Source organism: Methylomonas sp. EFPC1, from assembly GCF_016925515.1.
In the GTDB taxonomy this organism is placed as follows: Bacteria; Pseudomonadota; Gammaproteobacteria; order Methylococcales; family Methylomonadaceae; genus Methylomonas; species Methylomonas defluvii.
The window spans coordinates 1,845,542-1,870,399 of sequence record NZ_CP070494.1 but is presented as its reverse complement, the minus strand read 5'-3'; the positions used below and the strand labels follow the sequence as shown (position 1 = coordinate 1,870,399).

The 24,858-nt window shown below is 51.3% G+C and carries 16 protein-coding genes and 1 pseudogene; 7 read left to right on the top strand and 10 right to left on the bottom strand.

Annotated features, from left to right (window positions below; translation table 11 throughout):
- The first annotated feature begins 57 nt into the window (after positions 1–57).
- Complete coding sequence (locus JWZ98_RS08700) at positions 58–246, top strand: hypothetical protein (RefSeq protein WP_240348281.1); 189 nt, start codon at positions 58–60, stop codon at positions 244–246.
- A gap of 213 nt (positions 247–459) precedes the next feature.
- Here JWZ98_RS08700 and JWZ98_RS08695 read toward each other — a convergent pair whose 3' ends face one another.
- From JWZ98_RS08695 to gmtY, 9 genes and pseudogenes are all read right to left on the bottom strand, one after another.
- Positions 460–1,713 carry a hypothetical protein gene (locus tag JWZ98_RS08695; protein ID WP_205453990.1) on the bottom strand — a complete coding sequence of 418 codons (1,254 nt, stop codon included), beginning with the start codon at positions 1,711–1,713 and terminating at the stop codon, positions 460–462.
- Positions 1,714–2,121: 408 nt separating this feature from the next.
- Positions 2,122–3,555: an HlyD family type I secretion periplasmic adaptor subunit gene (locus JWZ98_RS08690; RefSeq protein WP_205452442.1), complete on the bottom strand. Its 1,434-nt coding sequence runs from the start codon at positions 3,553–3,555 to the stop codon at positions 2,122–2,124.
- 4 nt (positions 3,556–3,559) lie between these two features.
- Positions 3,560–5,707, bottom strand: a complete 2,148-nt coding sequence (locus JWZ98_RS08685) for a type I secretion system permease/ATPase (RefSeq protein WP_205452440.1) — start codon at positions 5,705–5,707, stop codon at positions 3,560–3,562.
- A gap of 148 nt (positions 5,708–5,855) precedes the next feature.
- Positions 5,856–14,174, bottom strand: coding sequence for a calcium-binding protein (locus tag JWZ98_RS08680; protein WP_205453989.1), 8,319 nt, complete (start codon positions 14,172–14,174; stop codon positions 5,856–5,858).
- 1,232 nt (positions 14,175–15,406) lie between these two features.
- Positions 15,407–15,622: pseudogene (locus tag JWZ98_RS08675) on the bottom strand (DDE-type integrase/transposase/recombinase); the annotation flags it as partial.
- Positions 15,623–15,770: 148 nt separating this feature from the next.
- Entirely contained in the window at positions 15,771–16,253 is a 483-nt protein-coding gene (gene greB, locus JWZ98_RS08670) for a transcription elongation factor GreB (protein WP_205453988.1), read from the bottom strand.
- Between the two features lie 4 nt (positions 16,254–16,257).
- On the bottom strand, positions 16,258–16,866 hold the full coding sequence (gene gmtX, locus JWZ98_RS08665) for a gamma-mobile-trio protein GmtX (protein ID WP_205453987.1): 609 nt from the start codon (positions 16,864–16,866) through the stop codon (positions 16,258–16,260).
- A complete protein-coding gene (locus JWZ98_RS08660) occupies positions 16,863–19,604 on the bottom strand; it encodes a VPA1269 family protein (RefSeq protein ID WP_205453986.1) in 2,742 nt (913 codons plus the stop codon). Before JWZ98_RS08660 ends, gmtX begins: the two co-directional genes overlap by 4 nt.
- Positions 19,601–20,917, bottom strand: a complete 1,317-nt coding sequence (gmtY, locus tag JWZ98_RS08655) for a gamma-mobile-trio recombinase GmtY (protein WP_205453985.1) — start codon at positions 20,915–20,917, stop codon at positions 19,601–19,603. Before gmtY ends, JWZ98_RS08660 begins: the two co-directional genes overlap by 4 nt.
- 96 nt (positions 20,918–21,013) lie before the next feature.
- Here gmtY and JWZ98_RS08650 point away from each other — a divergent pair, with 96 nt between their 5' ends.
- From JWZ98_RS08650 to JWZ98_RS08625, 6 genes are all read left to right on the top strand, one after another.
- Positions 21,014–21,352, top strand: a complete 339-nt coding sequence (locus JWZ98_RS08650; RefSeq protein WP_205453984.1) for a GreA/GreB family elongation factor — start codon at positions 21,014–21,016, stop codon at positions 21,350–21,352.
- Position 21,353: 1 nt separating this feature from the next.
- Positions 21,354–21,518, top strand: a complete 165-nt coding sequence (locus tag JWZ98_RS08645; protein WP_205453983.1) for a hypothetical protein — start codon at positions 21,354–21,356, stop codon at positions 21,516–21,518.
- A complete protein-coding gene (locus JWZ98_RS08640) occupies positions 21,515–21,925 on the top strand; it encodes a gamma-glutamylcyclotransferase family protein (RefSeq protein WP_205453982.1) in 411 nt (136 codons plus the stop codon). The genes JWZ98_RS08645 and JWZ98_RS08640 overlap by 4 nt, the downstream gene beginning before the upstream one ends.
- The gene (dtd, locus tag JWZ98_RS08635; RefSeq protein WP_205453981.1) at positions 21,922–22,368 is read left to right on the top strand and encodes a D-aminoacyl-tRNA deacylase; all 447 of its coding nucleotides are present in this window, start codon (positions 21,922–21,924) and stop codon (positions 22,366–22,368) included. The genes JWZ98_RS08640 and dtd overlap by 4 nt, the downstream gene beginning before the upstream one ends.
- 312 nt (positions 22,369–22,680) lie before the next feature.
- Entirely contained in the window at positions 22,681–23,250 is a 570-nt protein-coding gene (locus JWZ98_RS08630; RefSeq protein ID WP_205453980.1) for a hypothetical protein, read from the top strand.
- 263 nt (positions 23,251–23,513) lie between these two features.
- Positions 23,514–24,026 (top strand): hypothetical protein, encoded by a 513-nt coding sequence (locus JWZ98_RS08625; protein WP_205453979.1) that lies wholly within the window; start codon positions 23,514–23,516, stop codon positions 24,024–24,026.
- A gap of 62 nt (positions 24,027–24,088) precedes the next feature.
- Here JWZ98_RS08625 and JWZ98_RS08620 read toward each other — a convergent pair whose 3' ends face one another.
- The gene (locus tag JWZ98_RS08620) at positions 24,089–24,484 is read right to left on the bottom strand and encodes a CBS domain-containing protein (protein ID WP_033156676.1); all 396 of its coding nucleotides are present in this window, start codon (positions 24,482–24,484) and stop codon (positions 24,089–24,091) included.
- Between the last annotated feature and the right edge of the window lie 374 nt (positions 24,485–24,858).

Below are 24,858 nucleotides of genomic sequence, written 5' to 3'. Positions count from 1 at the left end.
ATGCATCTTCGCTGGATGAAAAAAGCCGACATCATATAACCTTTTCCCCAAAAAAACATGTCACGCTGGCGACCGCCCCGCCCCAAATCTTCACCGTACATCACCGCCGAAGGCTATCGCAGTCTGGAAGCCGAGTTGAAACAGCTCTGGGAGCGGCGCAAGCACGTGACTATAGCCCTGTCCGCCGCTGCGGCTGCCGCTGCGGCTGCGGAAGGTGATCGTTCCGAGAACGCGGAATTTGACTAATAACCCCGCAAGCACATACTAATTTTACTAATACATTGATTCATAAACAATAAAAAAGTAGTATGCGCACTAAATTCGGTACTAATCGGACATTTAGCATATCCACCTACCCTGCCAAATCAGCCTTGACCTCAAACCAGGATTTACCAAAAAATCAAATCGGTAGATACTCGTCTTAAACTTAACCTGCTCAGTTCAAGCCTCCGAGTACATTCAAGGAAGTAATGCGGGAGCATTGTGTATGGTGATTTTAGACAACCAGCGCTCGATAACTTCAGTCGCGCTGAGACTATGCCAGTTGAAATGGCTGTCAATAAAATTATGGGATACTAGAGCCTCTAAATTTGAAGTGGAAACCGCTACTGGCAGTATACGGATGTACTTTAACTCCCAGCCGTTCTCTTCAAGCATTTGAATATAGCTGCCGACAAATTTAGTAAATAGATGACTTATTGCATAGGAAGCCGGTTCGTTCTGGTGCATATAAACGATTACCCGTCTGGCTTGGTGAGAAAACGTATAATAACACTTGGTGATCGGGTATTTCTCCGACAAATGATTTAATAAGGCGCTTAGCGGGACACTGTTAGATATCTCAAGGTTAAACTCTCCAGAGACATGATCGATTAACCGATTAAAGTTCTCAACCTGCATGTCGATAACCATCCGCTTCAATTCAGTAATTTTTTGAACTGATATACCACCATTTATAATATCGTTATAAATTCTTTCAATGAACTCCGCTGAATTATTAAATCCTAGCGGTAAAGAAAAATAAATGCCCTTTTCTATGACCAGTTGGTTATGCTGCGCTCTGTAGCGATAACGGTTTTGTTTGTAATCGAGGGTTACTGAAGATTCATAAAGCTTGGCTTGCGCAAGTGCAACGGCCTTAGGAAGATCAGTTATCTTGACAAGCGCGCCCAACCCCACCAAGCGCGACAAAACCGGCATATCTACATTTTCAGAACCGGTGATATTTATCCGAGCATTACTGGTAATAACCGGCTTTTTTTCCTGATAGTCATCAAATAATAGGGTTAACAAGACCAACTTATCAATATAGGTAAGCTGGGAAAAATAATCCGATTTATTCAGTAAGTCATCAAGGAAGTTTGCAAGCACTTTAGCACTTTTTTCCCTAAGAGAAATCAGCTGCTTTTCTTTACATTCTCGACATACAAAAGAATCCACTCTTAATCGTTCGCTGAATTCTTTACGACTTTTAACGGGTTTTGCTTGTTTACAGTCTTTACAATAGAATGACTGGTTATTGACCAAGCATAACGATTTAAGAACCAAATTAGATACATTACGACTCTTGCGTTCGCGTTTTGAATCGATTTGTTTTAAGGTGTACTCAAACTCATCCTTACTACTATCTTTTAAAGTCCAATATTTATTAATTGAAATAATCTCATCTTCTGAAAGAGGCTTGAGATAACAAATGATCGCTTCAACACTCATTTTCTTCCCATCAAAAACGTTATTTCATAATCAATTGCGACTGACCACCTAGTTTGGCTAAACGTCACCAAGTTCTATAAGCACAAGTCGGTAAATACTCCGAAATGCACAGACCCCAGTCGTACTATTACAGGAGTTATTGCTCTAACGGATCCTATCACGGGTTGCCAACCAGGGCTGTAACTTTTTTGTGATCTAACGTTGACGATGACAGAACAGTTATTTACCGATCCTCATCCCTTTTTGGGGAAGCTGAATTAACGCAATTACAGTATTTAAGCCTTGATCATTGGTTTGCAAAATATGGTCATACAACATGACGCTGATCATGCTCCGAGAACAATTAAAATTTCGACATAGTGATTGCAATTCCCAGCTTTCTTTTCGGGCTTTTTCCATGACACAAACTTACCGCTCCCGTAAACTTTCTCCCACATGCTCGATCAGTGGACTTAGGAAATATTCAATCACCCTACGCTGGCCGGTCTTGACTTCCACCGTCACCGCCATGCCCGGCGTCAGATTGACAGTCTTGTTTTCGACGGCCATGGTCGTGCGCGGCAGTTTGACTCGGGAAGAGTAAATCAAACCGCGCTTATCGTCGTTGATGGCGTCGCTGGACACATGCGTCACTTCGCCGTGCAAGGTGCCGTATTTGGTGTAAGGAAAGGTTTCGATTTTAATTTCGGCTTCCTGGCCGGGATTCACAAAGCCAATGTCTTTGTTTTCGACGAAGGCTTCGATTTCCATCGCTTGGTCGGCCGGGACTACGATCAATAGCGGTTGCGCCGGGGTGACGACGCCGCCGACGGTGTGAATCGCCAGTTGCTGGACGATGCCGTCCACCGGTGCGGTTAGGGTCAGCAGTTGGCCGCGCTGACGGGCCTTGATGCCTGCCTGGGTGTAGGTTTCGATTTTCTGCTCGCTGTCGTGCAGCCTATCCAATGCCGTGCGGCGAGCGGCGGCTAACAGTTCGCTTTGTTGTTTGCCGGCTTCCTGAATCGCCGCGCTGAGTTCCTGTTGCTTTTCCCGTTGCGTGGCCAGTTCGCCTTCCTGTTCTATCCTGGCCTGTTCGCGTTCCAGGTAGTTGTGGCTGGAGACGAATTTCTTGGCTTGTAGTTGCTGGTAATCCTCGGCCAAGCGGCGGGCAATCGGTGCGGACTGCGCCAGTTTAGCCACAGTGGCCTGCACCGAACGCAAAGCGGCCTGACGGCTGGATTTATCCGCTTCCAGGCGTTCCAGTTTACTGGTCAGTTCCTGCCATTCGCCGTCCAGCAGACGTTGTTCGTGTTGGACTTGCTCAGAAGGCATCGCGTCCGGCGCCTGGAGTTGCGGCTTTTGCGGTTTACCGTTTTGCAGGGTTTGCAAGCTCTGCAAAAAGGCGCTGTCCCTAGCCGCCGTCAGTTGCGCGGTGCGTAAATCGTTAGCGATGCTGGCGGTATCGGCATCGGCGGCGGTCGCATCCAGTTCGATCAGCACATCGCCAGCCTTAACCGCTTGACCGTCGTTGACGTGGATGGCTTTGACCGTGGCGGTTTCCAGCGGCTGAATCGTCTTGACCCTGTCGTTGGGGACGATCTTGCCCTGGGCAGTCGCAACGATGTCGATCCGGCCGAAACCGGCCCACAACACCGCTAGCAACGCAAAGCTGATTAGTAACCAGATTGCTAAGCGCGGTGCCGGTGAAACCGGGGTTTCCTGCAAAGCCAGTGCGGCGGGCAGAAAAGCACTTTCGTGCGCCAAACGAGGAACGCTATCCAGTTCAGCCCGACGAGCCCAGGCGTGCCGAAAGGCTTGTCGGTAGCGGTGTAACAGTTCTAGGCTTGCTTGAAGTTTCAACATCGTATTATCCCATCTGCAGCCGATGCAGCCGGCTGTAATGGCCCAACTCGTGGGTCAACAATTCACTATGACTGCCGGCCTCAACGACCTGGCCGCGCTCCATGACGATAATACGGTTGGCATCGCGTACCGCGCTCAAGCGGTGGGCGATGATAATGACGGTTCTACCTTGGCAGATGGCTTTCATATTGTTCTGAATGATGCGTTCGGATTCGTAATCCAGTGCACTGGTGGCTTCGTCGAAGATCAGGATGCGCGGATTGCTGATCAAGGCCCTGGCAATCGCGATGCGCTGGCGTTGGCCGCCGGATAGGGTCGAGCCGTGCTCGCCGACCATGGTGTCGTAGGCTTCCGGCAGTTCCAGGATAAAGTCGTGGGCGCCGGCTAGTTTGGCGGCAGCAATAATTTGCGGTAAGGGTGCGCCGGGATCGGTCAAGGCAATGTTGTCGCGAATACTGCGATTGAACAACACGTTTTCCTGCAACACCACGCCGATCTGCCGGCGCAGGGACGAAACGTCGGCCAAGGCCAAATCCATGCCGTCCACCAGCACCCGCCCGCGTTCGGGGACATAGAGGCGTTGCAGCAACTTGGTCAGTGTGCTCTTGCCGGAACCGGAACGGCCGACGATGCCGATCACTTCGCCGGCGGCGATGTCCAGACTGATGCCTTTCAGCACTTCCGAGCCGTCCGGGTTATAGCGGAACACCACTTGGTCGAACTCGATTTTGCCTTGAATCGGCGGCAGGCTGCTCTTGTTGCCTGCCGTTTCGCCACGGCTATTGAGGATGTCACCCAGGCGCTGCATCGAAATGCCGGTCTGCTGAAAGTCGGTCCACAGCTGCGACAAACGCATCACCGGTTGCGCCACATGGCCGGCCAGCATATTAAAGGCGATCAACTGACCGACGCTGAGTTCGCCATCAATGACCAGACGGGCGCCCAGCCACATGGTGGCGACGGTAACCAGTTTACCGATCAACGTGACGCCGGCATTGGCGAACAGGCCAACGCTGGCGGTACGAAACCCGGCCGAAACATAACCGGCCAATTGCTTGTCCCAATGCCGGGTCAGTTGCGGCTCCACCGCCATGGCCTTGACGGTACCGATGCCGGAAATCGCCTCGACTAAAAATGCCTGATTCTCGGCGCCGCGATTGAATTTTTCGTGCAAGCGACCGCGTAATAGTGGGGTATACAATACCGACAGTAAGACATAACACGGTAAAGACACCAAGACGATCAAGGTCAGGTCCACGCTGTAATAGGCCATCACCGCCAGAAACACCACCGAGAACAACAAGTCCAACACCACCGTCACCGCATTGCCGGTCAGAAAGGCCCGAATGTTTTCCAATTCGCGCACCCGCGCCACCGAGTCGCCAACCCGCCGCGCTTCGAAGTAAGCCATCGGTAGATTTAACAGATGCCGAAACAGCCTGGCTCCCAGTTCGACATCGATACGGCTGGTGGTATGGGCAAACACATAACCGCGCAAGCCGGTCAGCAACACTTCGAACAAGGTCACCACCAACAGGCCGATGGCGATCACGTCCAAGGTGGTAAAACCTCTATGCACCAGGACCTTGTCCATCACCACCTGAAAGAACAAAGGCGTGACCAGGGCAAACAACTGCAAGACCAGACTGACCAACAATACTTCCAACAACAGTTTGCGGTATTTGACGATGGCAGGGATAAACCAGGTGAAATCGAACTTGCCCAGTTCGGCCGCCAGCGAGGCGCGCGAGGTGAATAAGATCAATGCGCCGGACCAACGCTCGGCGAAAGTCTCTAACGGCATTTGTTCCGGGCGGGCCGCAGCTGGGTCGTGAATCAACACTTGGCCGTTATCGACGCGGGCCAGGACGAAAAATGTTCCATCGCCACTAATCGCCACGGCCGGTAGCGGTGTCTTATCCAAGCGGGCTACTGTGGTTTTGACCCGTTTGGCCTGCAAGCCCAGTGTTTTGGCGGCCAGCAGAATATCGTCACAACCCAATAGCTGGCCGCTGGGCCGAAACTGGTGAGCCAATTGATCGGGATCGATGGCGACGCCGTGCAGGCGGGCCAGCATCGCCAGGCAAGCCAAGCCGGTGTCGAGGGGCGCGGCGGGGGCAGCACTAGCGGGAGAGGGGGAAGAATTGGTCATTGCACGCAAAAACAGCTTGAAAGAAAAATGAGAGTAAAAATATTAAATGGGTAGGGACCCGGAGCACCAAACCAAGGCCAAAGCCGCATCGAATCAGACTCGCCAATTCGCGCCGCTTTGGCCTTTAGCCGGTACCTCGAAAGGTCCTTTAATGCCAGTTAGCCGCAATCACCGGTGCCAGTGCCGTCTGGTAATTAGTCGGCAAAGTGGTTTGATCGGCGGCCGGCGGCGCGAACGCGGCCATCGCCGACACCAGGTTTTCCACTTGGCTATCCAGTAGGGTCAACGCACCGTCGGTGGTTTTGAACTGCTCGACGTGGTTGGCGGTGCCGGTATACCAGTCCTTCATCACTAATTTATCGGAGGTACCAATAACGCTCGCTTCCAGATTGTTGCCGACATGCTGGAACCAGAGCTGGTCGGCGGTGATACCGGACAGAAATTGCGCGATGTCGGTGTTACCCGCCGTTGCATCGTTCTCGACCACGGTGTCGGCACCGTAGCCCCGACCCAAGACATAGGTATCGTTGCCGGTGCCGCCGGTCAGCGTATCCACGCCTGCACCGCCATCCAGGGTATCGTTACCCGCCGCAGCGGATAAGCTGTTGACGGCGCTGTTGCCCTTCAGCACGTTGTTCAAGGCATTGCCCGTGCCATTGATGGCAGTTGAGCCGGTCAAGGTCAGATTTTCCAGTTCGGCGCCCAACGTCCATGAAACGGAAGACTCGACCGCATCGGTACCGCTATTGGCGTTTTCCGCTATCACATCGCTGCTGTTATCGACGACGTAGGTGTCATTACCTAAGCCGCCGGCCAATCGGTCGATGCCCAAGCCGCCATCCAGCCGGTTGTCCGCTGTATTACCCAGTAAGGTGTTGTCCAGCGCGTTGCCGGTGGCGTTGATGCTTGCAGAACCAGTCAAGGTCAGATTTTCCACATTAGCCGCCTGATTCAGGTCGTAGCTGATGCTGCTCTGAATCAAGTCGGTGCCGGCATTGGCTGCTTCGATAACGCTGTCGCCAGCTTCGCTAACGATGTAGATGTCGTTGCCTAACCCGCCAGCCATCGTATCTACACCGCTTCCACCGTCCAATCGGTCATTGCCATCCAGATTGAAACGTAGCGCGCCGTTCCACGGCATGACGCCTTGGCTGGCGATCAGGTTTTTACCGTCCAAAGCCGCAGCACCCGCACCAATATCGTAATAAACGCCGTCGGCTGAATTTGCAATACTCTGCCCGTTGACTGTGATGGTATTGATATACAGATTGCGGTCTTGAGGTGGTGAGGCAATCGCGGCATCGTTGCTAAAGGCAATATCGATAAGATGCGCGCCGATGCCCAGCAAACCAGGGTCAACGGTGTAATTTTGATAAGTAGCCGTGTTGGTGACGCTGAAGGTGGTTTTCAGCACACCGTCGATGTAAACGTCCATCCGAGCACCGGCGCCGTCATTCAACAAATTGGCCTTGGCGTTGATCACCAGTTGATTAACAAGCGTGGCTGGCACGGCATCGATGACATCGCCGCCGTAGAGCATATCGTTGCCGGCTCCACCATTCACGCTGTCGTTACCGGCTTGACCTTTCAGAATATCGTCGCCGGCATCGCCATTCAGGGTGTTGCTGCCGGCGTTACCTTCCAGGATATTATTCAGCGTATTGCCGGTGGCATTAATTGCGGCAGTACCGGTCAAGGAAAGATTTTCGACATTGGCGGACAAGTTGTAACTCACCTCAGACAACACGGTATCGGTACCTTCGCCGCTGTTTTCCACGACGACATCGCCGTTATTGTCGACCATATAGACGTCGTTGCCTTGGCCGCCGATCAGTCTGTCGATGCCAAAACCGCCATTCAGCGTGTCGTCACCTAAACCACCTTCCAGCGTGTCGTTGCCACCTTGACCGTTTAACACATCGTTGCCGTCGCCACCATTCAAGTAATCATCACCGCTACCTGCGTTGATAGTGTCGCTGCCTAAACCTCCATAAAGAAAATGGATATTGTCTGTACCCGTTAATACATCGTTGCCATCAGTACCACCTTGCACTACGCCTCTGGCATTCAACAACGCCGTCGCACTCATGGTCGTGCCGTCGGCAAACTGGACGCTTTCTACTTGGTAAGGCCAGGTGCCGTTGTTGTAACTGCTCCACACATACCAGTTCTTGAAGGTTAAGCGGTCACCCGCACCTAAATCCATCACCAAGTCGTTGCCCACCTGGGTGAAGTTCAAGTCCGCAGCCGTGATGCCAGTTCCGAATACCAATTTATCGGTAGCGCCGCCATAGTACACAGTGTCTACAGCATCGCCGCTTTCGATGATGGTGTCCGCACCGTCGCCCCGATTGAAGATATAGGTATCGCCGTTGCCGCCGCCGTACAGCGTGTCGTTGCCCAGGCCGCCGGTCAGGCTGTCGTAGCCGTTGCCGCCGGTCAAGACGTCGTCGCCAGCCCCGCCCAACAAGGTGTCTTCGTTGTCGCCGCCGTTCAGGGTATCGTTGCCATCACCACCGTCCAGGCGGTCGTTACCGGCATCGCCGTTCAGCGTATCGATACCGGCGCCACCGAGCAATACGTCGTTGCCATTGCCGCCACTGAGTGTGTCATCGCCAATGCCACCATCCGCAGTATCATTACCGTCCTGAGCATTCAATATGTCGTTGCCATCGCCGCCATTCAGATAGTCGTCGCCGGCGCCGGCGTTGATGGTATCGTTACCCAGGCCGCCGTTAATCCGGTCGATCTCCGCGCCACTCAAAATATTATCGTTGCTGTCGGTGCCTGCTACGTCAACACCTTTGATGTTCAAAAACGCCGTAATGTTCATCACCGTGCCGTCGGCAAACTGGACGCTTTCTACTTGGTAAGGCCAGGTGCCGTTGTTGTAACTGCTCCACACATACCAGTTCTTGAAGGTTAAGCGGTCACCCGCACCTAAATCCATCACCAAGTCGTTGCCCACCTGGGTGAAGTTCAAGTCCGCAGCCGTGATGCCAGTCCCGAATACCAATTTATCGGTAGCGCCGCCATAGTACACAGTGTCTACAGCATCGCCGCTTTCGATGATGGTGTCCGCACCGTCGCCCCGATTGAAGATATAGGTATCGCCGTTGCCGCCGCCGTACAGCGTGTCGTTGCCCAGGCCGCCGGTCAGGCTGTCGTAGCCGTTGCCGCCGGTCAAGACGTCGTCGCCAGCCCCGCCCAACAAGGTGTCTTCGTTGTCGCCGCCGTTCAGGGTATCGTTGCCATCACCACCGTCCAGGCGGTCGTTACCGGCATCGCCGTTCAGCGTATCGATACCGGCGCCACCGAGCAATACGTCGTTGCCATTGCCGCCACTGAGTGTGTCATCGCCAATGCCACCATCCGCAGTATCATTACCGTCCTGAGCATTCAATATGTCGTTGCCATCGCCGCCATTCAGATAGTCGTCGCCGGCGCCGGCGTTGATGGTATCGTTACCCAGGCCGCCGTTAATCCGGTCGATCTCCGCGCCACTCAAAATATTATCGTTGCTGTCGGTGCCTGCTACGTCAACACCTTTGATGTTCAAAAACGCCGTAATGTTCATCACCGTGCCGTCGGCAAACTGGACGCTTTCTACTTGGTAAGGCCAGGTGCCGTTGTTGTAACTGCTCCACACATACCAGTTCTTGAAGGTTAAGCGGTCACCCGCACCTAAATCCATCACCAAGTCGTTGCCCACCTGGGTGAAGTTCAAGTCCGCAGCCGTGATGCCAGTCCCGAATACCAATTTATCGGTAGCGCCGCCATAGTACACAGTGTCTACAGCATCGCCGCTTTCGATGATGGTGTCCGCACCGTCGCCCCGATTGAAGATATAGGTATCGCCGTTGCCGCCGCCGTACAGCGTGTCGTTGCCCAGGCCGCCGGTCAGGCTGTCGTAGCCGTTGCCGCCGGTCAAGACGTCGTCGCCAGCCCCGCCCAACAAGGTGTCTTCGTTGTCGCCGCCGTTCAGGGTATCGTTGCCATCACCACCGTCCAGGCGGTCGTTACCGGCATCGCCGTTCAGCGTATCGATACCGGCGCCACCGAGCAATACGTCGTTGCCATTGCCGCCACTGAGTGTGTCATCGCCAATGCCACCATCCGCAGTATCATTACCGTCCTGAGCATTCAATATGTCGTTGCCATCGCCGCCATTCAGATAGTCGTCGCCGGCGCCGGCGTTGATGGTATCGTTACCCAGGCCGCCGTTAATCCGGTCGATCTCCGCGCCACTCAAAATATTATCGTTGCTGTCGGTGCCTGCTACGTCAACACCTTTGATGTTCAAAAACGCCGTAATGTTCATCACCGTGCCGTCGGCAAACTGGACGCTTTCTACTTGGTAAGGCCAGGTGCCGTTGTTGTAACTGCTCCACACATACCAGTTCTTGAAGGTTAAGCGGTCACCCGCACCTAAATCCATCACCAAGTCGTTGCCCACCTGGGTGAAGTTCAAGTCCGCAGCCGTGATGCCAGTCCCGAATACCAATTTATCGGTAGCGCCGCCATAGTACACAGTGTCTACAGCATCGCCGCTTTCGATGATGGTGTCCGCACCGTCGCCCCGATTGAAGATATAGGTATCGCCGTTGCCGCCGCCGTACAGCGTGTCGTTGCCCAGGCCGCCGGTCAGGCTGTCGTAGCCGTTGCCGCCGGTCAAGACGTCGTCGCCAGCCCCGCCCAACAAGGTGTCTTCGTTGTCGCCGCCGTTCAGGGTATCGTTGCCATCACCACCGTCCAGGCGGTCGTTACCGGCATCGCCGTTCAGCGTATCGATACCGGCGCCACCGAGCAATACGTCGTTGCCATTGCCGCCACTGAGTGTGTCATCGCCAATGCCACCATCCGCAGTATCATTACCGTCCTGAGCATTCAATATGTCGTTGCCATCGCCGCCATTCAGATAGTCGTCGCCGGCGCCGGCGTTGATGGTATCGTTACCCAGGCCGCCGTTAATCCGGTCGATCTCCGCGCCACTCAAAATATTATCGTTGCTGTCGGTGCCTGCTACGTCAACACCTTTGATGTTCAAAAACGCCGTAATGTTCATCACCGTGCCGTCGGCAAACTGGACGCTTTCTACTTGGTAAGGCCAGGTGCCGTTGTTGTAACTGCTCCACACATACCAGTTCTTGAAGGTTAAGCGGTCACCCGCACCTAAATCCATCACCAAGTCGTTGCCCACCTGGGTGAAGTTCAAGTCCGCAGCCGTGATGCCAGTCCCGAATACCAATTTATCGGTAGCGCCGCCATAGTACACAGTGTCTACAGCATCGCCGCTTTCGATGATGGTGTCCGCACCGTCGCCCCGATTGAAGATATAGGTATCGCCGTTGCCGCCGCCGTACAGCGTGTCGTTGCCCAGGCCGCCGGTCAGGCTGTCGTAGCCGTTGCCGCCGGTCAAGACGTCGTCGCCAGCCCCGCCCAACAAGGTGTCTTCGTTGTCGCCGCCGTTCAGGGTATCGTTGCCATCACCACCGTCCAGGCGGTCGTTACCGGCATCGCCGTTCAGCGTATCGATACCGGCGCCACCGAGCAATACGTCGTTGCCATTGCCGCCACTGAGTGTGTCATCGCCAATGCCACCATCCGCAGTATCATTACCGTCCTGAGCATTCAATATGTCGTTGCCATCGCCGCCATTCAGATAGTCGTCGCCGGCGCCGGCGTTGATGGTATCGTTACCCAGGCCGCCGTTAATCCGGTCGATCTCCGCGCCACTCAAAATATTATCGTTGCTGTCGGTGCCTGCTACGTCAACACCTTTGATGTTCAAAAACGCCGTAATGTTCATCACCGTGCCGTCGGCAAACTGGACGCTTTCTACTTGGTAAGGCCAGGTGCCGTTGTTGTAACTGCTCCACACATACCAGTTCTTGAAGGTTAAGCGGTCACCCGCACCTAAATCCATCACCAAGTCGTTGCCCACCTGGGTGAAGTTCAAGTCCGCAGCCGTGATGCCAGTCCCGAATACCAATTTATCGGTAGCGCCGCCATAGTACACAGTGTCTACAGCATCGCCGCTTTCGATGATGGTGTCCGCACCGTCGCCCCGATTGAAGATATAGGTATCGCCGTTGCCGCCGCCGTACAGCGTGTCGTTGCCCAGGCCGCCGGTCAGGCTGTCGTAGCCGTTGCCGCCGGTCAAGACGTCGTCGCCAGCCCCGCCCAACAAGGTGTCTTCGTTGTCGCCGCCGTTCAGGGTATCGTTGCCATCACCACCGTCCAGGCGGTCGTTACCGGCATCGCCGTTCAGCGTATCGATACCGGCGCCACCGAGCAATACGTCGTTGCCATTGCCGCCACTGAGTGTGTCATCGCCAATGCCACCATCCGCAGTATCATTACCGTCCTGAGCATTCAATATGTCGTTGCCATCGCCGCCATTCAGATAGTCGTCGCCGGCGCCGGCGTTGATGGTATCGTTACCCAGGCCGCCGTTAATCCGGTCGATCTCCGCGCCACTCAAAATATTATCGTTGCTGTCGGTGCCTGCTACGTCAACACCTTTGATGTTCAAAAACGCCGTAATGTTCATCACCGTGCCGTCGGCAAACTGGACGCTTTCTACTTGGTAAGGCCAGGTGCCGTTGTTGTAACTGCTCCACACATACCAGTTCTTGAAGGTTAAGCGGTCACCCGCACCTAAATCCATCACCAAGTCGTTGCCCACCTGGGTGAAGTTCAAGTCCGCAGCCGTGATGCCAGTCCCGAATACCAATTTATCGGTAGCGCCGCCATAGTACACAGTGTCTACAGCATCGCCGCTTTCGATGATGGTGTCCGCACCGTCGCCCCGATTGAAGATATAGGTATCGCCGTTGCCGCCGCCGTACAGCGTGTCGTTGCCCAGGCCGCCGGTCAGGCTGTCATAGCCGTTGCCGCCGGTCAAGACGTCGTCGCCAGCCCCGCCCAATAAGGTGTCTTCGTTGTCGCCGCCGTTCAGGGTATCGTTGCCATCACCACCGTCCAGGCGGTCGTTACCGGCATCGCCGCTGAGATTGTCATCCCCATTCGCCCCATAAATCGTATCGTTGCCGGTCCCGCCCGAGATAGTGTTATTGCCTCCATCGCCCACGACAATATCGTTGCTAACAGTGCCGTCAAATTTGACGCCGACCAAGACCAATTGGCTGCGCATTTCTGCGGTCATCGGGTAGGTGTTGACGTATTCGACCAATTTTTCCCAACCTCGCCAACCAGTGTCTTTAAGTTTGTCCTGGGTCAGAATCGTAAATTCGGCCAGATCGGCAGCACCGGTGGCAGGGTCGGCGGCGGTGCGACGATCCAATTCCGCGCTCAGTGCTGTAAAGTCCAGGCTAACGCCGTCACTGTCAACTTTCAACGTAATCAAATCCAGCAAGGGTTGGACTCGGGTTTGTAACACCAAACTTTGATAAACCGAGGTCTTCAACGAGTCGTAGCTGCTTTGCAGCAAATCCTGGGTGACGCTCCACAGGTTGATAGTCGCTGCCGTCGTGCCGGCCGGTACGGTGTTGAAGGTACGGCCGTTGAAGTGTTCCAGGACGGTCAGTTTGTCGGCCCAGGCGTTGTAGGCGGTGCTGCCGGCGGCGACGTTTTGGATGTTGACGCTCAGGCTGTGGCCGGCGTAGGCGCCGGTGAAGGTGGCGGCCATGGTGCTGGTGTCGCTCCAGGCTTTCAGGACGGTATCCAGTAAAGCTTGCTGTCCGGCGCGGTCGGCGGCGGTGAAGTCGGTTAGCAATTGCGCCAGTGCCGGCGATAGGGTGGCGGCTTCGCGCAGACTGCGGACTTGACCGGCGCCTTGCATATCGGGGAGTGCTTCGAAGCCGGTGGTGTTCAGGTGGTCGCTGAATTGGCTGTGAAAGGTGTCCTGGATCAGGTTGATGTCGCCCAGGTTGCCGGTGACTTCGCCCAGGGCGGCGACGCTACCATCGGTTTTGACGTAGCTGCCGATGTCGGCCAGCTGGTTGCCGTTGGCGAGGATTTGGCTGTGCTCGGTGCTGCCGACGTTGATGGCGGCGATGTTCTGGCTGCCCAGCGTGAACAGTTCGTCGGCCTGGCTAATGCCGTCCTGGTTCAGGTCGCGCCACAGGCGCAGGTTGGCGAATTGGGCGTCGTTGGCATCGACTTTACCATCCAGATTGGCGTCCAGGTCGCGCAAGGCGTCGAAGCCGTCGGCGGCCAGTTGGCCGTTGCTTTTGATCATCGCGTCGCCGAACAGCTCGCGGCCGCTGTCTATCGTGCCGTTAGCGTTTTTGTCCAGCACCAGGAAGGCGTCGTCGGCTTTGACCCAGCCGGTCGCGGTTTTGACACCGTCGGCGTCGTGGTCGAAGTAGATCGGGTTGGCAGTGTTGACGCCGGCGGTTTCCAGGCCATCGCCGTCCAGGTCGAATACCAAAGGGTCGCGGCGGACAGGGGGTGTGGCGACGGTGGCATTGATAAAGTCTCCGTTTACTGTGGTTTCAATCATAGCGTTATGCGATCTGATCCCTTTGACCGCTTCACCAAGTAGTCCCCCCATCAAATCAGCCAGATCATTAACCGTATAGGCGTTACTGCTAGATGAAGAATATATTTTTTGACCATCCTTAGTCACAGAGGTAGTAGTTATCAAATTAATCCCACCACCAGAAATTGGAACCAACTCAGAGTGGACATTGCACTTAACACCAGCCAAGTTAACATTAAGATCGACTACATCTTTGGTGCTACCGTTACTCTGTGTTTCTGTTCCAAAATATAACTTCCCTGTTCCTTTGGCGAAGTCAACCAACACCCCTCCAGAGCTACTGCCATCGCTGTTGACCTTACCAGTGAATATTCCCACCGTTCCATTTAGTGACCAATTTTGATTGCTGTCCAGCGTGAGTGATCCATTAACCACTCCTCCATTCAAGAAAATACTGTATTTACCATCATAAGGATTAATAATCGTCTTTACTACTCCTGCATTTAGCGTTATCTCCTTAGTTAGAATATTGAGTATTGCCGTTTCGCCTAAATCATTTTTATATGTCACTGACCCTTTCGAATAATCTAAATTCACTCGTTATCTCCTTAGAAGATTTTTAATTTAATGTTTTAAAATTAACCATTGATTTTAAAATACTGTCATTTGAATATCTGCAGATAGCTTTCTGACATGAGGGGGGTATCGATGCACGAAAAATTGCGGCTTCACTGAGGGCAGACATGCTAGTCGGATAGATCCTTGAGGCCGGTGGTGTTCTGGCGATCAGTAACCTGACTGTGTGGAAGTTGTCCTGGATTAGGCTAATGTCGCCCAGATTACCGCCGACCTTTCCAGAAATTACGCCGATAACGATTGAGTTCAGGTTTTTCCCGTGCGGCAGGTTTGCGAATCCAGATTGATGCCGAGCCTGGTGGTTGCGTAGGCAGGCATAACCGTCCCGGTCGTTTGTCGATTCCATTCGTGTCATCTGGTTAGTCTCTAAAATTGGTTGCCGGTTTATTGTTGGTGTTAGCCGCGCATCTTACTGATGACAATCGGCGTTAGCCAATTATCGCAAATCGTTTCTTCGAACAGACCTGTCCTTAAGTCCAATCGGCGGCTGGATTCGGCTGTTCACTTTGTTTAGATCGCCGTTTTGCATGGCTTGCCGTTAAACCCGGTCGGCTTGATCACGCCGGCCCGTTTTAGCACGTACCACGACTCCAGATAGAGCTTACCTAGCGGCCACCCTTGGGACGATTGCGCCTGAAAATCGCCATTTTTAGCGCGTTACAGACCAGATCGGCGGTCATTTGTTCGGCCATTGCCCAACCCACAACCTGGCGGGAAAACAAGTCAATGATGACAGCTAGATATAAGCAGCCTTCCTCGGTCTATGAATAAGTAATATCACCCGCCCATTTTTGATTGGGCGCGGTCGCCGAGAAGTCTTGCTGTAACAGGTTAATCAATGACAACTTGAGAGGTCATGCTCGCTGTAAATTTGCTGTTTACAGTCAAATGATAGCTACATCGAAACCCGATTGGACTTCATAAAAGGGGATTTTCTAGGTTAGCGGACACCCTCTAGCGGGATCACCTGTTGGGTCAGAATTATTTAGGCGGTTTTTCATACCAAACCTTGTTAACGTACCAATTTTTTGTAGTAACGGGCGTTTTGACCATCACTTCGTCATCAACTTCTTTTTTTAAACAGGCACGAGCGACCGGTGCATCAACAGACACATAGTCTTTTCGTCCGTATATTTCGTCCGGACCGACAATTTTGAATTTCAGTGTCAATTCTTCATCGTCCACCAATTCCACCCAAGCGCCGAAAAATATTTTTCCTTCCTGACAGGGGTCATAATCCACGACTCGGATTTCTTCCAGGCGCTTTGTTAGATAACGAATGCGGCGATCAATCTCACGAAGACGTTGTTTATTATATTTATAGTCTGCGTTCTCCGAGCGATCGCCGAGACTGGCGGCCCAGGTAACTTTTTCGGTGGTTTCAGGACGTTCCTTCCGCCAGAGGAAATCCAGTTCTTGTTGAAGATTTTCGTACCCTTCGCGCGTAACAAGATTAGTTTTCATTGGTTCACAGGTGATTGAGTGCTTTTTTGACGGCGTCTACCGTTGCCGCTTTGAGCACTACTTTATTATTTGAATCAACCAACTCCCCGTAAACGGTCTCGGAAAAATTCCATTTTTGCTGAAATTCTTTGGAGATAATGTATTCGAGCGCCCTTCGTTCCTGCGAAGTCAGTTTAGCTTCAGTGTCATCCAGTGATCCTCTATGGTCGTATACGTCTATTCGGGTTCCTGGTGGCACAAATTCGCGAATTTTAGACTGAGCGGCGGATAACTCAGCCGCTTGGATTCGGGCAAGCAGTTTGTGCTTGGGATTGGATATTTCTTCTATCCAGTCCTCTTTTGATTGTACCTGTGGTTTTTCCTTGGTCCCGGCTACATTGGCGTCGGCAAAGTATTTAATCAGTGCTCGATAACTCTCCCCTGTCTTATTTCGAAGACTTTGTGCTCTCGGTACCCCTCGCTTGTAACCCAGTTTAGCAATGGTAGCGATCGAAAAATCGTTTATGCCTCTTTCCTTTTGCTCCATACATATTTCGAAAATAGCTTCCAATGTGGCCACTGTTCTTGGGGTCGCGTCTTGTTTGAGCTTCTCTAACATATCACTGGGTGTCATGGCGAAACTTGGCTTGCTAGTTGTATTTTAGATTTGGTGATCACTTCAATTTCTGACTTCTCAATTTTTTCGTAGCTTGGCAGTTCGTCAATCCTGATTTCGCAATTGACTAGCTGATCTACCCTGGCCCAAGACTTCAGTCGCGCTTTAAAAAGAGCGACGAGTTGGTTGCCAACTTCAAGTTGCTCGTCTTTGCTAAGTGTGAATAGACGAGGCGAAAGGTCATTGTAGAGCGCCATTCTGTCTAACAACTGCGATCTTGGAATAATAGCGCTTCCTGGATTTGCGGACTCATAGATGGTTGCATTTTCACAGACCTCGTGAAGCTGTTGGAAATGGGATACTTCTGAAACTTCAATTCGCATTTCAGAATCCGGCATTTTCAACAGCGAAAGAGTTTTATTTTCTTCAAACCTAGGCTCATTGACAATTGATTGTGAGAGCTTGACTAGCTGATAAGCAGCTTGTAAATCGCACAATAGCATGTCCATTTTTTTGGCTGCGCTTTCGTACTCCGACTCCAGTTTTCGTTGCCTAATTTCAAATGGGTCTCGCCGACTGGAATCAAATGGCTGATTTTTTAGATTAGCAACATATTCTTGTCTCTCGAGTTCCTCAATGGTTTCAGTCGTTTGATCAATTTTTTCCTGAAGCCGGCAACACACTTCTGCTTGCTCGTTAGATTGGAGTAGGATTTCATTCGTTAGGGAAAGAAGACCACCGAGAAACGCTGGCCCTGTGATGAAATGTCGGCATCTCAGACAATTCTGCATGCCGAGATAACCAGAAGGAGTAGGCGCATTGACTTGGGCGCCTCCAATCACTTCTCCGCCATCGTCACAACGTGAGGCAGCAAACGGGCAAATCCCATAGTCCCTAAATATGAAGTTTCCAGCAGGAATTTCGTTGGTTAGCGACGCCAGTAAGTCTTCATTTTTTGCGATCAACTGATTTTTGACTGATTCCAGTTTGTTTTGCTCAATCAGGCGTTGTGTGGCTTGAGCTTTTGATTGTAAAGCCCTTTTCCCCCCTTCTTCCAGGCGCTGACGGATATCCTGTTGCGATACCTTGCAATAGTAAATTGACATGACGATAGACGAATGTCCGACGACCTTCATAACGATTTCAATGGGCATCCCCATTTCCATAACGTAAGCCGTAATCAGGCTGACGCGCATCGAATGCGGGGTATATTTTGATCGATAATTTGAGAGGTAATAGTTACTACCGTTTAATTCCGACAGTTGCAAATTAGATGGCTGAATATGGTGAAGCGCGGCTGCAAGGCGGTTGGTCAACGCTGATCCGACGTTTTTTGGCTCACAATCAGCGAACGCCCTGAACAAAAAGCAATTTACGCCTTTGGCTTTCAATTGGAGTTCGTTGAGGTGAGTTCTCTTGCAAACACTCCAGGGTGTTGGTTTGTCAATGGCATTGTACTTTTGTTGCCATTTTCTAAGCTTTACGAGCCAATAGGCTAAATCTTCCGGTATCCAAGGTATCGAATAACCTAAACCATGGTTATTGGTCTTGTTTGTGGTTACAAACATTCCCAAATTCCCGTCGACGAGTTTTTTAACAAAAGATTGGCTTTTCGTGGTGCCGGCTAATGAACCAGTGTTTTTCACCCACATGATCGCCCCCTTTTCATCGATGTCGGCAATTTCAAGATCACCTTCGCCAGAATCGTTGTAGGCGATTTGCCTTCCCCTAAGCGGAACCTTGGTAAGGGCATAAGTATGTATCCAGTCAATCGGCGACCAGATAAAATACTGATTGCCTTGCTTTCGTACCGCGCAATCAGGATCGCTATAATCAATTTGCTTTTGCGAGATCTTTATCCAGTCGGTGTCGAATTGATGCAGATGCACAAGATCTTTGAAATTTCTCGCTTTATCTGGAACGATCCATGACTGTGCTTTGCGAACGAAGTGATACTGCAAGCAAGGCTTGGTCGATTCACTTCTGACGGGGTTAGAGATGCTATGGTCAGTAGACAATAATGAAAACGGATTTCGAGCCTCCATCACTCTCACAATTTCGCCAGTCTCATCATCTTCAAGCGTTAAATCATTTTCGATGATGTAGTCAAGAAACTCATTGACGGCCAAAATGATGTTTCTACGCATGTTATCTGTGGGAAGATTTTCTAACTCATCGCGAAAAGGTTTGATGACCACTTTCTTTTTTGTCAGCAGCTCCTGGGGCGTAGCGCTTTTATCGTGTTTCTCGATGAATATTCTGACAAAGCGACATAGGAGGGTAATTTTGGTACCTCCTCCCAGGGCTTGTTTCATGAACTCATCAATCTTTTCCGCCCATACTTTGTATTTTGGAGCTATGAATTGAGGCTTGAATGGCTCCTCTTTTCCTAGAAATCGATACCAGTTTTCCCACTCTTGACTGTAAACACCTTCGGGGCCGATAGGAAAATTTGGATTATTTGAGTTTTTAACAAACTTTTTGTAGTCGTCCTGAGACTTAAGGCCCAGCGGTTTTATTGTTTGCTTGAGCTTTTTATAACTAATAAATTCAGGAATATCAAATAAATCACAATAACTAACCCATTCGTCGGCATAAACCCGTTCAGGGTGCGCGACTAAACCTGGGATGTCGCGATATCTCTTTCGGTATTCAACTGAATTGTTTATCCCGAGCCGCTTGCAGAGAAGCTTTAATTCAGCTAGTGTTGCGGGCCTTTCAAAAACATCAGGTAATTTATTGACACTGATATTCACTTTTCAATACTCTTCATTTTATTTCGTATATCATCACTTGTTGGCTGAATATAAACCAGACAAGAAAGAGGGCTTTTATGATGCATGGCCTTTTGAATTTCTATTTGATTAAGCCCACTTTTTCTTGCACGATAACCATAGGCGTGACGATGCCCGTGTTCGGTTGTCCCAAGCTCTTTCTTTGACTTTAATCCAATACTTTCAACAGCCCGACGGTGTTTACGTTGATAATTTTTTAAGGTTTCTGGTTCGCCTATTGAATTTGTAAACGCAAATGGGTGCGACAACTTTGGCTCAACCCGTTGGTATTTCAGATAGCTTATCCAAGCAATAAGAAAATCTTTCGCTTTTTCCGGTGGGTTAAAGATGACATCGAAAAATCCCGATTTACTTGTCAGTAGTGGATTCTTCCAACCAGCATAAAGCCTTTCGCTCAGTCGATAGGTATTTCTTGGCTTTACTGATGAAGTTGCTTGCAAGTAATCCATTCGATTTTTAAATTTAGGATCAGGGGCTGCTCCGTATTGAGGATGATATATTCTGACGAGAGCCTCGTCATGATGGTTTGGATGAAGCGTTATATCAGATATATAAAGATGAAAAACTTCGCTTTTTCTAAGACCACCATAGTTTAATAAAATAGTAATAGCTTGTGATCTAAAATCTTGTTTTCCATTCACTTTAAAGCCATTTTCTAACAGATTATCCAGGTGCTCTTCGGGAAATGTGGCTGTTTTTTCTTGTTTAACATGCGGAACCAGCATGGGAGCCACAAGCCTTGTTTGTTTTGCATTAACATATGCTTCGCTCTTTTTGCTGAGATGGTTTAAGAATACATTAGCTTGCTTCTGATAGTAGGCGCACCAATAAAGACGTTCTTCCCAATTAGTTGATTCGCGGAATGGGTTTATTCGGTTTTCGGAATAACCATCCTGTAATGCCAGGAAGTCTGTGTAATGGGTAATATGGAAGAGAATGGTATTGGCGTCAGGTAATTCCCGCAGGCGCCAGTAGAGGTTTAATGGATCAGTTAATAACTCATAGTCAATTGTTCCTGTAACCAACGCTCGGGTAAAGTTTTTAAGCAACTGACTCGCTTTATTGATTTTTGGAACAGCGTTGATGTAATCGATCAATAAACGCAGGGAAAATACAGATCTTTCCTTCCAGGATTCACTTTTCTCGTGATACCAAGCCAAGTAACGTAAATGCGAAATCACCAGCCCTTTGTCGGTGTAGATTGCAGGCAACCGATATCGATGACTACTTTCCACATCGTTGTAGTTGACACTGATCTTATGTGTATAGGCCATATACTATTTATTATTTGACATGGGGTTCTTTCTGAAGGTAACCTGCAATTATGGATCTGTAAAGCAAAAATTTTGATTGGAATAGTACATTGTGCCATGGGGTTATATTATATTTACCGGAAGAAAGAATTGCGGGAAATCGACCGACGCATTCATTATCTGCAAAAGCGCTTGCCGTCGTTGACTGTCGTGTCCGAGAAGCCGAGCAATCGCGATCAGGTATTTTTCGGTGCTTGGGTGACTTTGGAAACGATGGATGGACAGGAAATCACCTACCGCATCGTCGGTGCCGACGAAATCGATACTACGGGTGGTTTGATCAGCCTGGACTCGCCTTTAGCAAAAGCCTTATTGAAGAAGATGCTGGACGACGAAGTGACAATCCGCCATGCCGAACAGGAAACGCGGTATTACATTACTGCGATCCGTTATTGAGATGAGTACGCAAGCCGCCTTTACCCGGTTCAAGTGGTTCGTAATCATTATGCTGCTGACCGTTGTCGAAATCGGCCCCTTTCCGCTGATGGGTTTGACGCTGCTGTATGTTATCGCGTTCCGCCCACGCTGGTTCAAGGCATTGGTCGATCAGATCTATTCATGAGCTGCGCGCAATACCTGTTTGTCTACGGTACGCTGCGCAGAGACCCGGACGATCAAACTCAACACCCATTCCTAGACGATTGCGAGTACATAGGCCCTGCGTTTATATACGGCAATTTGTATGAAATCGATAATTATCCAGGCGCTGTAACCAGCGGCACAGCGCAGATCAAAGGTGAACTGTATTTACTTCGCGCCCCCGAACACACGCTGTCTGTATTGGATATTTACGAAGAATGCGCCACGCATTTTCCGCAGCCGCATGAATACATTCGCCGCCAAGTTTTAGTAGACCTGCCCGACAGACAAAGCGTTTGCGCTTGGACCTATCTTTACAACCGTCCGACGACCGGTCTGCAGCGCATCTTAAGCGGCGACTATCTTCATCATCTCAAGGACAAAATATGATCAGCATTATCCAGCGTGTCACCCAAGCCAAAGTCACGGTCAACGGCAGCGACATCGGCGTGATCGGCACCGGCATTATGGCGCTGGTGGCGGTCGAGAAAGCCGACACCCCCAAACAAGCGGACCGCTTGCTGGAGCGGATTTTGAATTACCGCATCTTTGCGGACGCGGACGACAAAATGAATCTGAGTCTGCGCGATATTCAAGGCGGCCTGCTACTGGTACCGCAATTTACCTTGGCGGCCAACACCGATACCGGCAACCGGCCCAGTTTTGCCTCGGCCGCGCCGCCGGCAATGGGCCGGGAATTATTCGCGTATTTGCAAAAGCGCGCGCTGGAGATTTACCCAAGCAGCCAGTTTGGCGAATTCGGCGCCGATATGAAAGTAGCGTTGATCAACGACGGCCCGGTGACTTTTACCTTACGTTGTCTGGAAAAGTAATCTGCATACCTTGTGGATTCGGGAATCACTGCCTGACCGCTCACCCGGTCGAATTACCAACCCGCCCTCAAATATAATCGCTCCCGCAAAGGCGCAAGCCCAGCCGCTAGAGTGGATTCGCCGTAAAATTTAACGGCTCCCGCCTTCGCGGGCGTGACAAACCCAAGGAAATTGAGAAACGGCTTGGCAATCACTGTCAAACCGGCGCGCTCGCCAATAAATTATTCTGTGTTAAATAACACAATTTTATTTGCCTAACGTGCACCTTACCCCTACAATTGCGCCTCCTTTATCACCCACAGAGAAATACTTATGAAAATTCAACATTTGCTAATCGCCTTAACCTTGCCGGCTTTGCTGACCCTGACAGGCTGCGAATCCGCAAAACCGGTCGAAGCAACTGCTGAGCCTGCGGTCGTGACACCTGTAACCGCTGCACCGGCTGAAACCGCTGCCCCCGCGCCAGCGGCGGCACCCGCCATGTCTCCGGAACATTGCGCTAAACATAAAGCCGATGCCGCAGCGCACAATTGCGTTGAACATTGCGCCAAACACAAAGGTAAAAAAGGCAAAGCTTGCCTGAAACATTGTGCCGACAAAGCCGCAGCCGAACACGATTGCGCGAAACATTGCGCCGATCACCCAGGTGCTAAGGATAAAGTCTGCGCCCAACATTGCGCGCAAGATGCCCATGCCAGCGCCCACCAATGCGGTGCCGAGCATTGTGCCCATCACGAAGCCGCCGCTGCCGCCAATTGCAGCAGCCACCATTGTTCCCATCATCAAGGCGGCGCAGCCCATGATTGCAGTGCGGATCATTGCAAAAAGCACGGCGGTGACATGGCCGATTGCTGCGGCTCCGCGCATAAATGCGATAAATAATCTGTAATCTCAGATCCGATTGGGCCTCACTGCGGTCACCGCATCACCCGCAGTGAGGGCCCGATCAAACCAGTCCAGCCCGCTCGAAAAGCCCCCTACCGCCCTTCTTCACTCGGCTAGATCCAGCCTCTTAACTCTCTCCCATTTATTCTGTAGCCGACAAGCGCATCTTTTAGATTGCCGAATCGTTTACATCTGCGCTAAATTCTCAACCGGTGCCACGTCAGGCGGCCGGACATTTTTATTCAGCAACAGAGGAACTTATGGCCGAATCCAATCAAAATCCCGCTATCGCTGCAGCGATCATTGGTGTCATCGGCTCGATCAGCGTCGCTATCATCTCTAACTGGGATAAATTGACTGGACAACAAAAGACCGCCGAATCGCCGCCGACTCAGCAAACCGTGACGGCAATTTCTCCGCCGATGGCCCCGGCAAAACCGGCAGTAGTGGAGCCTGTGCCAGTCATCAACATCAGCGGCGACTGGTATAACCCGGCCGCGCCGACCGCAGGCGGCACCCACATCAACCAACAGAGCGACAGTTTTGAATTCCAGGGCTGGGGGATGTTGGCGCAAGGCGTGGGCTATACATCAAAAGGCAGTGGCAATCTGATCGGGCAAACCCTGACTTACGATTACACTGCACAGTACCAAAACGGCTGGGTTTCGAAGGGCAATTGCACCGGCACGGTAACGCCGAACGGCGCGAAGATTACCGCAACCTGCACTGATACCATCATGGGTACCTACGTGTCGGCAGGCGTGCGGCAATAAGGCAGGACAAGGGGCAGACCACCATCCCAGGGGAATGGCGGTCTACCCTTGAACTAAAACATCTAGCGAATGGCTAACAACGCTCTTAATACATCAACGCGGCTAATCATGCCGACAAATTGATCATTTTGAAAAACCGGGAAACTCCTGGTCGGCGATTCCTGAAATTTGCTGGCGACATCCACCAGACTGGCATCGGCACTGACAAATTGCGGGTCTTTGCTCATGAACTCACCTACTTTTCCAGCCATGCTTTGGTTGTAAGCGGATTCGACAAACACCTTCATGCCGTCTTTTTCGGAAAATATCCCCACCAACTTACCGTGTTGGTCCACAACCGGCACGCTGGTTACTTTGTGGTCCAGCAAAATCTTAACAGCCTGAGAAATTTCGGTATCGGGGGTAACGGTAACGATTTTGGTCGACATGTAATCGACTACAGCTATTTTGGCTAGCATGGTGTACCTCCTGTTATTATTTTTTATTCTACGCTTGGACAGCCTCGGGACCGACCGGTTCGGCGGCCAGCTGACTTCTGTCCTATGCGATTATTATAAAAATTCCCCACACTAGCTAGCTTTATTATTCCAAAGCAGCAGCCACCGAAATACCGGGTGATTTCGGCGTCGGCCACCCATTCCGGGCTAACGGGTTAACGCTGCCCTCCACCCACCAACTCCTTGTAACGGCCATTTTCAGTAATGTAGGAATTTTCTGCCAGACCGTTGGGATTTGCGTTCCCGGCCGTGCGGATACGACGACATTCAACGGCGAGCTTTGTAAGTTGCAAAATGACTATGCAACTCGCGTATCAGTCTAAACTTGTGAAACC

Bases quoted from the DNA above. Each gene is read 5' to 3' on its own strand.
- JWZ98_RS08700 (WP_240348281.1), top strand. From the start codon at position 58: ATGTCACGCTGGCGACCGCCCCGCCCCAAATCTTCACCGTACATCACC.
- JWZ98_RS08695 (WP_205453990.1), bottom strand. From the start codon at position 1,713: ATGAGTGTTGAAGCGATCATTTGTTATCTCAAGCCTCTTTCAGAAGAT.
- JWZ98_RS08690 (WP_205452442.1), bottom strand. From the start codon at position 3,555: ATGTTGAAACTTCAAGCAAGCCTAGAACTGTTACACCGCTACCGACAA.
- JWZ98_RS08685 (WP_205452440.1), bottom strand. From the start codon at position 5,707: ATGACCAATTCTTCCCCCTCTCCCGCTAGTGCTGCCCCCGCCGCGCCC.
- JWZ98_RS08680 (WP_205453989.1), bottom strand. From the start codon at position 14,174: ATGATTGAAACCACAGTAAACGGAGACTTTATCAATGCCACCGTCGCC.
- greB (WP_205453988.1), bottom strand. From the start codon at position 16,253: ATGAAAACTAATCTTGTTACGCGCGAAGGGTACGAAAATCTTCAACAA.
- gmtX (WP_205453987.1), bottom strand. From the start codon at position 16,866: ATGACACCCAGTGATATGTTAGAGAAGCTCAAACAAGACGCGACCCCA.
- gmtY (WP_205453985.1), bottom strand. From the start codon at position 20,917: ATGGCCTATACACATAAGATCAGTGTCAACTACAACGATGTGGAAAGT.
- JWZ98_RS08650 (WP_205453984.1), top strand. From the start codon at position 21,014: ATGGGGTTATATTATATTTACCGGAAGAAAGAATTGCGGGAAATCGAC.
- JWZ98_RS08645 (WP_205453983.1), top strand. From the start codon at position 21,354: ATGAGTACGCAAGCCGCCTTTACCCGGTTCAAGTGGTTCGTAATCATT.
- JWZ98_RS08640 (WP_205453982.1), top strand. From the start codon at position 21,515: ATGAGCTGCGCGCAATACCTGTTTGTCTACGGTACGCTGCGCAGAGAC.
- dtd (WP_205453981.1), top strand. From the start codon at position 21,922: ATGATCAGCATTATCCAGCGTGTCACCCAAGCCAAAGTCACGGTCAAC.
- JWZ98_RS08630 (WP_205453980.1), top strand. From the start codon at position 22,681: ATGAAAATTCAACATTTGCTAATCGCCTTAACCTTGCCGGCTTTGCTG.
- JWZ98_RS08625 (WP_205453979.1), top strand. From the start codon at position 23,514: ATGGCCGAATCCAATCAAAATCCCGCTATCGCTGCAGCGATCATTGGT.
- JWZ98_RS08620 (WP_033156676.1), bottom strand. From the start codon at position 24,484: ATGCTAGCCAAAATAGCTGTAGTCGATTACATGTCGACCAAAATCGTT.